Source organism: Enterobacter sp. NFIX58, assembly GCF_900110475.1.
GTDB lineage: Bacteria > Pseudomonadota > Gammaproteobacteria > Enterobacterales > Enterobacteriaceae > Enterobacter > Enterobacter quasiroggenkampii.
In genome coordinates this window covers 37770-50416 of the sequence record NZ_FODW01000003.1, presented here as the reverse complement: position 1 = coordinate 50416, position 12647 = coordinate 37770, and the positions used below count along the sequence as shown (strand labels likewise).

13 protein-coding genes are annotated in these 12647 nt (G+C 56.4%); 3 read left to right on the top strand and 10 right to left on the bottom strand.

Features of this window, described 5'->3' with window-relative positions; all coding sequences use genetic code 11:
* Positions 1–71: 71 nt before the first annotated feature.
* The 6 genes from fliK to fliF are packed head-to-tail and all read right to left on the bottom strand — an operon-like array spanning position 72 to position 6506.
* The gene (gene fliK / locus BMW97_RS13660) at positions 72–1304 is read right to left on the bottom strand and encodes a flagellar hook length control protein FliK (RefSeq protein ID WP_090392927.1); all 1233 of its coding nucleotides are present in this window, start codon (positions 1302–1304) and stop codon (positions 72–74) included.
* Complete coding sequence (gene fliJ / locus BMW97_RS13655) at positions 1301–1744, bottom strand: flagellar export protein FliJ (protein ID WP_021241386.1); 444 nt, start codon at positions 1742–1744, stop codon at positions 1301–1303. The genes fliK and fliJ overlap by 4 nt, the downstream gene beginning before the upstream one ends.
* A 21-nt stretch (positions 1745–1765) precedes the next feature.
* Positions 1766–3136, bottom strand: coding sequence for a flagellar protein export ATPase FliI (fliI, locus tag BMW97_RS13650; RefSeq protein WP_045908161.1), 1371 nt, complete (start codon positions 3134–3136; stop codon positions 1766–1768).
* Positions 3136–3843, bottom strand: coding sequence for a flagellar assembly protein FliH (fliH, locus tag BMW97_RS13645; RefSeq protein WP_090392925.1), 708 nt, complete (start codon positions 3841–3843; stop codon positions 3136–3138). The genes fliI and fliH overlap by 1 nt, the downstream gene beginning before the upstream one ends.
* Positions 3836–4834 carry a flagellar motor switch protein FliG gene (gene fliG, locus BMW97_RS13640; protein WP_008500327.1) on the bottom strand — a complete coding sequence of 333 codons (999 nt, stop codon included), beginning with the start codon at positions 4832–4834 and terminating at the stop codon, positions 3836–3838. The genes fliH and fliG overlap by 8 nt, the downstream gene beginning before the upstream one ends.
* Positions 4827–6506: a flagellar basal-body MS-ring/collar protein FliF gene (gene fliF, locus BMW97_RS13635; protein ID WP_069718962.1), complete on the bottom strand. Its 1680-nt coding sequence runs from the start codon at positions 6504–6506 to the stop codon at positions 4827–4829. Before fliF ends, fliG begins: the two co-directional genes overlap by 8 nt.
* A 228-nt stretch (positions 6507–6734) precedes the next feature.
* On the opposite strand from fliF, the gene fliE reads away from it, so the two are divergent.
* Complete coding sequence (gene fliE, locus BMW97_RS13630) at positions 6735–7049, top strand: flagellar hook-basal body complex protein FliE (RefSeq protein ID WP_008500329.1); 315 nt, start codon at positions 6735–6737, stop codon at positions 7047–7049.
* 74 nt (positions 7050–7123) lie between these two features.
* On the top strand, positions 7124–7537 hold the full coding sequence (gene yedD / locus BMW97_RS13625) for a lipoprotein YedD (RefSeq protein ID WP_048029396.1): 414 nt from the start codon (positions 7124–7126) through the stop codon (positions 7535–7537).
* 94 nt (positions 7538–7631) lie between these two features.
* Here the strand turns inward: yedD and amyA are convergent, their stop codons facing one another.
* From amyA to fliD, 4 genes are read right to left on the bottom strand one after another with little or no spacing between them, the layout of a single operon-like run.
* Positions 7632–9119 carry an alpha-amylase gene (amyA, locus tag BMW97_RS13620; RefSeq protein WP_090392993.1) on the bottom strand — a complete coding sequence of 496 codons (1488 nt, stop codon included), beginning with the start codon at positions 9117–9119 and terminating at the stop codon, positions 7632–7634.
* Positions 9120–9170: 51 nt separating this feature from the next.
* Positions 9171–9545, bottom strand: a complete 375-nt coding sequence (gene fliT / locus BMW97_RS13615) for a flagella biosynthesis regulatory protein FliT (RefSeq protein WP_008500332.1) — start codon at positions 9543–9545, stop codon at positions 9171–9173.
* A 5-nt stretch (positions 9546–9550) separates the two neighbouring features.
* Positions 9551–9955, bottom strand: a complete 405-nt coding sequence (gene fliS, locus BMW97_RS13610) for a flagellar export chaperone FliS (RefSeq protein ID WP_025912252.1) — start codon at positions 9953–9955, stop codon at positions 9551–9553.
* Positions 9956–9976: 21 nt separating this feature from the next.
* Positions 9977–11401 (bottom strand): flagellar filament capping protein FliD, encoded by a 1425-nt coding sequence (fliD, locus tag BMW97_RS13605; RefSeq protein WP_090392923.1) that lies wholly within the window; start codon positions 11399–11401, stop codon positions 9977–9979.
* Positions 11402–11802: 401 nt separating this feature from the next.
* On the opposite strand from fliD, the gene BMW97_RS13600 reads away from it, so the two are divergent.
* A complete protein-coding gene (locus tag BMW97_RS13600) occupies positions 11803–12627 on the top strand; it encodes a flagellin N-terminal helical domain-containing protein (protein ID WP_045908167.1) in 825 nt (274 codons plus the stop codon).
* The last annotated feature ends 20 nt before the right edge of the window (positions 12628–12647 follow it).

Below are 12647 nucleotides of genomic sequence, written 5' to 3'. Positions count from 1 at the left end.
AGGTGATTATCCCGTGTCCTGCTGTCGTCAAAGCGTGGAAAAGACGGGGATAATCACGCTACCTCTGGCGTTTAGGCGAAGATGTCTACGGCACTGTTACCGCGCGCGGCGGATTGCAGGGTGGCAGGAACGGGCAGTAGTTCATCGCTCTCTTCATTAAAACCGCCGGTGTTGCCGGAACGCGAAGCCTGGTGCTGCTGCTGGGATGAGGACTGCTGCTGCCCGGCAAAGCTCTCGCTGCTGACGCTGCTCTGCGCAAGCTGAATGCCGTTTTCTGCCAGCGAGGTTCGCAGTACCGGCAGCGCGGCTTCCAGCGCCGCGCGGACATGGCTGTGCGCAGAGACCATCTGCAACTGCGCCTGGTTATCATCCAGCTTAAGCGAAATTTGCACCTGACCCAGATCTTCCGGGTGCAGACGCAGCTCGGCCGTCTGCTGGCCCTGTTTGGTGAACAGGGTGATGTGCTGGCTCAGGGACTGCTGCCATTCATGCGTGCCCAGAGGCTGGCTTAATACCGGCGCGGGAGCAACGGTGGCGGCCGTCTGACTGGTTGCATGGCTGGACATAATCGGTGCCAGGGTAGCCGTCGGCGATGATGAGGAGGAGGCGCTGGCGAGCTCCTGCTTCTCTGCGGTTGCGGCCACGACCGGCGTGGCCGGCGCGTTGCTCGACAGGGCCGGGTCGCTGTTTTTCGCCTGGCTCTGATAAGGCGCAGCACTCTGCGCTTTATCATGGCTTCCCGGAAGCGCGTTCAGGGACGGTTGGCCCGCGCCGTTTTGCGCAAGCGCTGCTGTACTCAGCGTTGCGGTGGCGGAAACGCCGTCACTGCCAGCTACGCGAGAGGCGGTAGTTTGCTGGTGCGGCAGCATTGCCATCAGGGCGCTCAATCCGGCCAACTCCTCTTCGCTCAGCTCGCTTTTACCGTCATCTTTGCTGTTCGCGGCATTGATCGTCTTCAGTGCGTCACCTTTAGACAGCGGCACCAGTCCGGAAACCAGCGTATCAAGCGAGGTGACGGGCGCCGTTTCGTCGCCATTCAGCGCGGTTTGGCGCGAGAGCAGGTCGGCAATTTTGGCCTGCAGGGTGGTATCCCCTTTGGCTTCCTGAGCAACGTGGGACAGCTTGCTGCCGGCGGCTTTCAGGTCAGCCAGGGTCAGTGGCGCATCTTTGCCCTTGCCCGTCGCGTCTGACAGGGCGCCCGCGAGCAGCGCGAGAAAGTCCTGTGCACCGTCGGTGCCTTTCCCCGTCTGCGTACCGCCTGACAGGTCGCTGTCGCTCATCAGCAGTTGTTGCAGTGTGATCATTCCGGTTTCCTCATTGATGCGCGCTGGGCAAACTCATCCATTTTTTTCTGATCCAGACGGTTTTCCGCCAGGGTCGTTGCCGCAATCTGTCGGTCCTGTAAGGTCTGCCAGGCCTGCAGTCGCTGCTTCTTCTCGCGCCAGAAATTCAGCGCGGTATCGACTTTCTGGGTCCACTGGTGAAGCTGCTGGCGATGCTGATCTATCGCCTTCTCCAGCGTCTGGATAAACTGCTGATAGTTAATCCAGCGCTGGCTTCCAATGCCCTGTGTCATATCGGTATTGAGGTTGGTGCGATATTCATGCTGATAGTCGATTAACATCTTCAACTGTTCTTCAGCCTGCTGGCACCCGCGTCGCATTGCGCCAAGCTGCAATGCGGCATCATCAACTTCTTTTTCAGCCAGATCTTTCAGCGTTGATAACGCGCTGTTTTGCGCCATGACCTTCGCCCTCCACCTGTGTTACACCTGCGGGAAAATCAGCTCCAGTGCCTGAATTGAATCTTCCCAGTTGGCACGTTCAAAAATGCCTTGTTGTAAAAATGCCTCCAGCTGCGGCCACAGGGTAATCGCTTTGTCGAGCATCGGGTCGCTGCCTTTGGCATACGCCCCCACGCTGACCAGATCGCGGTTGCGCTGGAAGCTGGAGAGGAGTTGTTTAAAGTTACGCACGCGGGCGTAGTGCTTCTCGGTTATCAGCGCCGTCATTGCGCGGCTGATAGAGGCTTCAATATCAATTGCCGGATAGTGTCCGGCTTCGGCGAGACGACGCGACAGCACAATATGGCCGTCAAGGATCGCGCGCGCAGAGTCGGCAATCGGATCCTGCTGGTCATCGCCTTCGGTCAGCACCGTATAGAACGCGGTGATGGAGCCGCCGCCGCTGATGCCGTTCCCCGCACGTTCCACCAGGGCAGGGAGTTTGGCGAAGACCGACGGCGGGTAGCCTTTGGTCGCCGGTGGCTCACCGATAGCGAGCGCGATTTCACGCTGTGCCATCGCGTAGCGGGTCAGCGAATCCATGATCAGCAGCACGTGCTTGCCGCGGTCACGAAAATCTTCGGCGATGCGGGTGGCATACGCTGCCCCCTGCATACGCAGTAACGGTGACACGTCCGCCGGTGCGGCAATGACCACCGAGCGGGCACGGCCTTCCGCACCCAGAATGTTTTCAATGAAATCTTTAACTTCGCGACCACGTTCGCCGATCAGGCCCACAACGATAACGTCGGCCTGGGTATAGCGCGCCATCATGCCGAGCAGAACGGATTTACCCACGCCTGACCCGGCGAACAGGCCCATACGTTGCCCACGTCCCACGGTCAGCAGGGCGTTAATCGGGCGTACGCCGGTATCGAGCACATGCTCGATAGGGGTTCGCTGCAGGGGGTTAAACGGCTGGGTGATTAATGCGCCGGTTTCGGTGGTGTCCGGCGAGGGCAGCCCGTCGAGCGGCTTCCCGCTGCCGTCCAGCACGCGCCCCAGCAGGGCAGGACCAAGTGGCAGCTGTTTCCCGCTTTGCAGCCCATCGCCAGACGTGTTTTTGGCATACACGCGCGCGCCGGGCAAAATGCCTTCCACCTCTTCAAGCGGCATCAGGAACAGGCGCTGGCCGTTGAACCCGACCACTTCGCTTTCCACTTCACGCGTTTCCAGACCGTCCTGACGCTCGATCACGCAGGTCGCGCCCAGCGGCAGCTGCAGGCCGGTGGCCTCCAGTACCAGACCGGTGGCGCGCGTCAGTCGCCCATAACGACGAACAGAGGGCAGTTGCGCCATCTTCGTCTCAAAATTGTCGAGCGTGGTGAGCCAGCGGGTGAGGCGTGCGGTCATCAGACGACTCCTGGTGCCGCCAGACGGCACAGTTCCTGCCAGCGGGTGGCGACGCTGGCATCCAGATCGCCTTCATCGGCTGAGACTTTGCAGCCGCCGTGATGTAACGACGGATCGCCGCGCAGACGCCAGCCGTGCAGGTTTAGCGTCGCGCCCAGGCTCTCTTCCACGCGCTGCAGGTCGTCCGGATGGACGCGCAGCTGCGGCTTACCGCTGAACAGCGGCTCCTGCTGCAGCAGGCCCTGAATTTGTTTAATCAGCGCCGTGTTATCCACCACGGGCGTCTGGCCGATCACCTGACGCGCGGCTTCCAGCGCCATCTGCATCAGTCGCGAGGCAATCACGCTGTCCAGCGCGTCCAGCGTGTGCTGAAACTCGCTCACCAGCTGCTGCATGCGGGCATGGATCGGCGCCTGCTGCTGGCGCGCCTGATCGATACCGTGCTCTAACCCTTTTGACAGGCCTTCCTGATACCCCAGCTCGTGGCCTTTCTGCCGGCCTTCGTTCAGACCGGCATTGTAGCCCTGCTCGTGCGCCTGCATTTGCAGCTGAGCCAGCATCTGTGCTTGCTGCTCTTCTTCGCTTAGCTCAGGCTGTTCGACGTCCGGGTCAAGCTCCTCGGTCGGGATCACGGCTGACGTGAACTCGGAGAGGGGAGGGGCCAGATCGTCCGGCGTCCAGCGCTTCCACGGCAGCTCATTAGACATAGGTGTCGTCTCCGCTGCCAATCACCATCTCGCCGGTTTCCGCCAGACGACGAACAATAAGCAGAATGGCTTTCTGTTCGTTTTCCACCTGAGACAGACGAACCGGGCCGCGGTTGGCAAGGTCGTCGCGCAGGATATCGGCTGCACGCTGAGACATGTTGCGCAGGAACTTCTCGCGCAGCGGCTGCTCGGCACCTTTGAGGGCGATAAGCAGCGACTCGGAATCCACTTCCTGGAGCAGGCGCTGGATGCTGCGGTCGTCCACTTCGACGAGGTTTTCGAACAGGAACATCTCGTCGATGATTTTCTGTGCCAGCTCGCCGTCGAATTCGCGAACCGCCGTAATGACGGCCTCTTCCTGCTGCGTTTTCATCAGGTTGATGATTTCCGCCGCCGTTCTCACGCCGCCCATTTTGCTGCGCTTGAGGTTCTGGCCGTCGAGCAGGTTGTTCAACACCTCGGTCAGCTCCGCTAGCGCGGCTGGCTGGACGCCGCCGAAGGTGGCGATACGCAGCATCACATCGTGACGCAGGCGCTCTTCGAACAGCGCCAGAATATCGGCCGCCTGACCACGTTTTAGGTGGACAAGGATGGTGGCGATAATCTGCGGGTGCTCGTCGCGAATAAGGTCGGCGGCACTCTGCGGTTCCATAAAGTTGAGCGTTTCGATACCGCTGGCGGTATCGCGCGTTTCCAGAATGTCTTCCAGCAGGCTGGCGGCACGCTCTTCGCCCAGCGCCTTGACCAGCACGGAACGCAGGTAGTCGTTGGCGTTGACGTTCAGCGCGGCAAACTGTTCGGCTTCCTGCTCAAACTCCGACAGCACTTCGGTCAGCTGTTTGTTGGAGATTTGACGCACGTTGGCCATGGCCGCACTGAGAATCTGTACCTCTCGCTGGGAGAGGTGTTTAAACACCTCTGCCGCGCGATCTTCGCCAATGGTCATCAACAGGATGACGCTTTTATCGGTGCCCGTAAGCGTATTACTCATGTTCGTTACCCATCCACTGGCGGATGACCAGCGCCACGACGCGCGGATCGTTATCTGACATTTCGCGAATGCGCTGGCTCATCACCTCGGCACCCATGCGCTGGTTAGCACGGCGCTGCTGCATCTGTTCATCTTTACTGAGGCGAACTTCAACCGCTTCTTCCGTTTCCTGACGCGCATTCATCTGCTCGCGAGCCGCTTTTTCAGCTTCGGCACGGCGCTGGAGCTGTGGACGAACGCCCTTACGCCACAGCAGCCACGCGACAATCAGTACCAGCAGCCAGCGTCCTGCGGACATCAGCTGGTCGATAAACGCCTGCTGTTGCCAGAACGGCAGTTCACCGCCGGTCTCTTCAACCGAGTTGAACGGTGAGTTCACCACGTTGAGGGTATCGCCACGCTTCTCGGAGTAACCCATCGCTTCACGGGTCAGGTTTTCAATCTGCTTCATCTGCTCGGCGGTCAACGGCAACGGTTTGCCATCCGCCAGCGTTTTGTAGTTCACCACTACCGCAACAGAGAGACGCTGAATATCGCCCACGTTCAGTTTAGTGTGACGAATCGTTCTATCCACTTCGTAGTTCGTGGTTTCGTTACGGCTGGTGTTTCGTGGGCCGCTGTTATTCGCCGTAGAGGTGGTCTGCTGGTTATTCTGCTGGCCGTTCTGCTGATTGGCCGGCGGCGTAGAGATCGGCGCCGCGTTTGCCGGGGCAGGCTGGTTAGACAGCGCGCCCGGCACGCCGCCCGGGTAGGCACCGCCAATCTGCTCGCTGGAGTTGATTTGACGCGAACGCATGACCGCCTGAGCCGCATCGCCGTTCGGGCTGTACTGCTCTTCGGTTTGTTCTTTATTCGAGAAGTCGATCTGCGCGGTGACCTGCGCGTGCACGTTGCTGTTGCCCACAACCGGGCCGAGGATCGCTTCGATACGACGCTGGAGACGGCTTTCGACATCGGCGGCATATTTCAGCTGCGCGTCATTCAGATCGCGACCGGCGGTGTTGGATTGCGTCAGCAGGTGACCGCTCTGGTCAACCAGCGTCACGTTACCCGGCGGCAGACCGGCGACGGCGCTGGAGACGAGATGCGTCACCGCGCTGATTTGCCCTTCGTCCAGCGCGCGGCCAGGCTCAAGGTTCACGGTCACGGAAGCCGAAGGTGATTTCTGTTCGCGGACAAATAAGGAAGGTTTAGGCATCGCCAGGTGCACGCGGGCGCTCTTCACCGGGCCTAATGTTTCAATGGTGCGGGCCAGTTCACCTTCCAGCGCACGCTGGTAGTTCACCTGCTCGCTGAACTGGCTGATACCGAATTTTTCCTGATCCAGTAGCTCAAAGCCTACCGCGCCGCCTTTTGGCAGCCCCTGCTGGGCCAGGCGCAGACGCAGTTCGTGCACCTTATCTGCCGGGACCTCCAGCGCACCACCATTATCGGCAAAGCGATAAGGGATGTTCATCTGGGTCAGCTGGGTGACGATGGCGCCGCCATCCTGATCGGAAAGGTTACTGTAGAGCGTCCGGTAATCAGGGCTTTTCGCCCACAGGACCATCGCTACAAGGATCGCAATTGCGGCAGCGCCTGCCACGATCAACGGGATTTTAGGATTCGCGCGAAGGCGGTTCATCCACTCGAGTGATTTATTCTGCGGCGCTGTCGATGCTGTTGCACTCATTGCGCACCTCTTAAATCCTGGTGGTTTACGTTATTCGTGTAGAGAAACAAAACTGACTCCCGGGTCGGCAAACACGACAAAAGTTCCATATTGATGGCCCTGCCATTATTTGATGATTCGTGATTTTCTATGCGTCAAATAACCTGGTTTTTTCATGCTATTTACCGCCATTATCTTATTGACAAGCTGTTAGTCTTGACCGCGTAAAAAACCATCCAGGGGAGAGTCATGGCTATACAGGGCATTGAAGGGGTAATCAGTCAGTTGCAGGCAACGGCGATGACGGCCCGTAACCAGAATGTGGCAGATCAGCAGCCGAGCATCAGCTTTGCAGGGCAACTGCATGCCGCTCTTGACCGTATCAGTGATACCCAGACCGCAGCGCGCACTCAGGCTGAGAAGTTCACCCTCGGCGAGCCGGGCGTGGCGCTGAATGATGTGATGACCGATTTGCAAAAAGCCTCGGTTTCTCTGCAGATGGGGATCCAGGTGCGTAACAAGCTGGTGTCGGCCTATCAAGAGGTCATGGGGATGCAGGTCTAAGACCTGTCGATCTTCGCTGGCAGCCGCAGCGCTTTAATGCCACAATATTTTTTTCTTCGAATGCAGGAAAGATGATGAAAAAAATAGCAATTGCTGGCGCGCTGCTGGCACTGACCGGGTGCGTTCAGGTCGATAATTATAACGACGTGATCAAGCATCCTGTCCCGGCGCATCTGGCGGGATACTGGCAGTCAAAAGGGCCGCAGAGCAACATGGTCAGCCCTGAAGCGATTGCCACGCTGGTGGTGACGGAAGAGGGCGATACGCTGGACTGCCGTCAGTGGCAACGCGTGATTGCCGTGCCGGGTAAAATCATGCTGCGTTCAGACAGTTATTACAACGTGACGCGTAAGCTGGATATCTATCCGCTGGAGCGCGATGGCTCGACGCTTGAGTACGACGGGCTGGAGCTGCAGAAGGTCGATCGCCCAACGGTTGAGTGTGCCGATTACCTGAGCAAGAATCCGCTGGCGAGTAAACTACCGTAGCCGTTTTTTTGCCGGGTGGCGGCTTCGCCTGACCCGGCCTACAAAAGTACCGTCCCGTAGGCCGGGTAAGCGTCAGCGCCACCCGGCATTGTTTCTACAACGCATCCTCAATCACCCACACGCTGACGCTTCCGCCTTTGCAGGTAAATGTTCCTTCGCCATCTGCCGCCGTGGTGACCGTTTCTTCGCGATTGCCGAGAAAATCACGCCACGTTTTGTTGCCGTAGTTTTCCCCCAGGCAAATCACCTTCTCCCCGTCGTCGCCGTTTGACATCACCACCACGCAGCCGGGATCGTCTTCCGTACCGCTGCGGCTGAAGGCGATGCAGTTAGGATGGTCAAAAAACAGCGTCTGTACGCCGTGGGCGAAACGCTGGCGCGCGAGGATCAGCTCGTGGAGCAGCTCAATGATCGGCATATCAATATGGTACGTTTCTCCGTCTCCACCCGTATCGTCATAGCTGGCACCAAAGAGGTCCGGATAAAAGACGCTCGGCACGCCATTTTCCCGCAGCAGGATCAGCGCATACGCCAGCGGTTTAAACCATGCTTCGACCGGGGCTTCCAGCGCCTGCAAAGGCTGGGTGTCATGGTTCGCGACGAGGGTCACCGCATGAAACGGATCGGCTTCCACCAGCGTGCCGGTGAAGATTTGGCTCATGTCGTAATCCCGACCCTGACGTGACGCCTCGTGGAATTTCATCTGCAGGGGGGCATCAAACAGCATGGTTTTGCCTTCGACCTGGTTAATATAGGCCTGAAGCTTATCCACCTCGTGGGACCAGTATTCCGCCACGATAAACAGCGGCTGGTCGGCGACTTCCTGGACGTGCTCAATCCACTCTTTGTAGAACCAGGCGGGAATATGCTTGACGGCGTCCAGACGAAAACCGTCGCAGCCCGTCTGTTCCATGACCCAGCGGGCCCAGTATTTGATCTCCTCGGTGACGGCGTGATTGCGAAAGTCGATATTTTCGCCCATCAGATAGTCGAAATTACCCATCTCATCATCAACCTGATCGTTCCAGCCTTCGCCGGTGTAGTCGTTGACGATTTTAAAGATGCCGTCTTCATCGGGGTTTTCAATGTGGTCGACGCCGCTGAAGCATTTGTAGTCCCAGATGAACTGGGAATATTGCCCGGCGCGGGCAGGGAAGGTATAGCGGGTCCAGGCTTCACACTCGATGACCTCATCATCGATTTGCGTGCGATCCTGCTCGTTCACGCGCTGAACGCGCACAGGCTCTTTTTCATCGGCGCCCATTTTGTGGTTGACCACCACGTCCAGCAGCACGGCAATGTCGTTGCGCTTGAGGGCGTCAATGGCCTCAAGAAGTTGCGCTTTGTCACCGTATTTGGTGGCGATACTCCCTTTCTGGTCAAACTCGCCCAGATCGAACAGGTCATAGGAGTCATAACCGACAGAATACCCGCCTGACGCGCCTTTATAGGGGGGCGGTAGCCAGATCATGTTAATGCCGATTTCGTTAAGATTGGGTGCTAACGCCGTGACCTCTCGCCACAATTCACCGCCAGCAGGGTAGTACCAGTGAAAACATTGTAACAGGGTGGGGTTTTTCATCATCCTTGCTCCAGAAGCCATTGGCAGACTTCTGGAGTATGGATGAAGAAATCATAGTTGTGTGTCGCGGGTAAAACTTTCTGGGTAAAGAATATTCCCTGACAGCTTTCCATAGGTAGACGTGATGGATTGCTGTTTGCCGGTTTGATCGATCAGATTGCGCAGTTCGTCCATTCGAACTTTCAGCAGCGCTTTTAGCGCATTCTCATTTTCAAGGATCATTTCCAGCAGCGCACGCGCTTGCTCAACCTGAGCCGGAGGGCATGACATGATGGGCGTTTGAGAAATCCTTTCCACCAGTTGTACGTAATGCATTTCCTGCTCGATAAGCGCATCCCATTGACCAGAATGTGCGAGATTTAGCATAGCAATGCTCTGAGCATGTAACGCCTGCCAGTGGCTAAGCGCTGCGCTGGGATTATTCATCAAAATTATCCTGAAATAGAGGACGCATTGGGGCCGATTTGCTTCCACGCATCCGCAATGTTGTTTAATAAACCCTCGACTTCAACAATTGCGTCTACGTCATTACTGACATTCGCCAGTAACAAACGTCGAACCATATATTCGTACAAGGAGGCAAGGTTACCGGACAACTCGCTCTCAACCTCCATATTCAGTCCTGCTTTTAAACCGTTGTCGATGATGTTGATGGCTTTCGATAACGCTTCGCCTTTTTCACGAATTTGTCCGGCTTCCAGGAACAAACGCGCGCGGACAAGGGCGCTATGCGCCCCGTCGAACAACATGACAATCAGCTGGTGTGGACTGGCATTCATCACTGCGCTTTCGACTCCTATCTGCTGATAGGATTGAACACCAGAGGTGTTATACATATCCACTCCTCAATGCGACGACTATTTCTGTGAGAACTGTTGGGTCAGGTAGTTGGCTGTATTGGTCATTTTGGTGACTAATACGTCCAGGCTGGTAAACTGGGTTTTGTAACGTGCCATGGTGGCTTCAATTTGGGCATCCATGGCATCATAGCGTTCGCCCAGGGTTTTCAGCGTTTTGTTGATCCCGTCTTTCGCGTTCTGGATCACACCGGCGCTGCCGGTACTGGTGCTGAGCATGGTGGTCAGCGTGTTGTTCATCTGCGTGGCCATGCCGGTTTTCTTCCCGTCACCGACAAAATACTGCTGTACGGCGTTCGGGTTGTCGGTCAGCGCTTTTTTCAGCTTGTCGGTATCGACCTTCAGGTTACCGACGGTACCGTCTGCGCCTTTTACCGGGTCCTGGGTAATCCCCAGTTGGGCCATGATTTGAACAGAGCCGGCCTGCACTTCGGTCAGCAGACCGCGCAGCTGAGACTGGATCCCACGCACGTTCGCATCACCGACCAGCGCGCCGTTGCTGGTAGACTGGCTGCCAGAGCCTGCATCGACCGGCACATATTTTGTCAGGCTGTTAATGGTGGACTGCAGCGAGTTGTACGCCGTGACCCAGTCCGTAATCGCCTTCTGGTTAGCATCCGTTGCGCGAGTCACCTCTAGTGTTTCATCTGCCTTGCTTTCTGCTTTCAGCGAGAAAGTCACGCCAGGCAGCGCATCGGTAATGGTATTCGACTGGCGCTCGATAGATATGTTGTTCACCACCACAATCGCGTTCTGCGCGTCGGTGTTCACCGTCAGCGCGCCCGTTTTGGTGGTTGAATCGTAGCCAATTGCGCTTTGCAGCTTGGCGTCGCCGGTGACGCTGACGGTCATCGCACCATCGGTACCGGTGGTTTTTGATGACAGCATCAGGCGGTAATCACCGTCTTTCGCTTTAATGACGCTGGCGGTGACGTTGCCGTTCGCTTTGTTAATGGCGCTCGCGATCCCGGCCAGCGACGTATCACCATCGGCCAGTGTGACCTCTAAAGGCGTTTTCGTGCCCGGCTGGGTGATGGTGATTTTACGCGTCGTCCCTGTCGTATCGCCCAGCAGATCTGTGTTGTTCGCATAGGAGCCGGTAGTGAGCGCCTGTGCTTTTGCAACCTGGTTGACGTTAACCACAAAGGAACCCACGGACGCATCAGCCGTCGTCGTGGCGGTAAAGGCCGTGTTGGTGCTGCTCACGGACGTTGAGTTCCAGGTGGTGGCTTTACCCAGTGCAGCGGTGGCAGTCTGCAGCGATGTCATGGCGCTCTGCAGCTTGCCGTAAGCGCTTAACTGTGCGTTATACGTTGATTGCTGGGAAGTAATCGTCGTCAGCTTGGTTTTCTCTGCCGCTTCCAACTGATTATATAAATCCCCGAGTCCTGCAGAACCTATCCCGAGGTTACTGATAGTAGCCATGCATATTTTCCTTAAAATACGAAAGTAGTTCAGGACTCTTATCGGCATCTTAACGCAAAAGTTTACGATGGTGAGAAAAAAATAATCCAAAGAATAGGCACGTCCTGGCGGGGTTAATGAAAGGATTGCACTTTAGGATCATTATCCGCGCATTTAAAACATGAATAAGTGTGTGCCTTTTTTGTCATCTCTTTGCGCGTTAAAAAAGCGTAAATAATAATGCGCTGACGGACCTTAATTGATTTTTTAAAAATAAATCTGTTAATAATCAGTCGTTTGTAATTTTTTCAAAATTGATTCTAAAGTCTTTTGGGGACCCGTCGATAACCTTGTTGACGGTGAGAGACGCTGTGAGTGTTAGGCACCGGACCTAAAACCCAATTTTTGAAGGAAAGAAAATTATGGCAGTTATCAATACTAACCTGTTGTCCCTGACCACTCAGAACAACCTGAACAAATCTCAGTCTTCTCTGGGCACTGCTATCGAGCGTCTGTCTTCCGGTCTGCGTATTAACAGCGCGAAAGACGATGCTGCTGGCCAGGCGATTGCAAACCGCATGACCGCTCAGATCAAAGGGATGACCCAGGCAGCACGTAACGCCAACGACGGTATCTCCATGGCGCAGACTGCTGAAGGTTCTCTGAACGAAATCAACAACAACCTGCAGCGTGTACGTGAACTGGCTGTTCAGGCAAGCAACGGCACCAACAGCGCATCTGACCTGGCTTCTCTGCAGGATGAAGTTACCGCTCGTCTGGCTGAAATCAACCGTGTTGCGGGCAAAACTGACTTCAACGGCATCAAACTGCTGGACGGCACTGCAGGTACTGCGGGCGTTGTTAAAATTCAGGTTGGCGTGAACGACGGCGACACCATCGATCTGGACCTGAGCGGCGCTAAAGCTGACACCACGACTCTGGGCGTGAACGCAATCGACCTGAAAGCTATGGGTGCTACCGATCTGGACACCATCGACAAAGCTATCGCTACCGTTGATAAAGCACGTTCAGGCCTGGGTGCTGTGCAGAACCGCTTCACTTCTGCAATCAACAACCTGAACAACACCTCTAACAACCTGTCTGCTGCTCAGTCCCGTATCCAGGACGCTGACTACGCAACTGAAGTTTCCAACATGTCTCGCGCGCAGATCCTGCAGCAGGCTGGTACTTCTGTTCTGTCTCAGGCAAACCAGGTTCCACAGACCGTTCTGTCTCTGCTGCGTTAATTTTACGCACGAAACCCCGC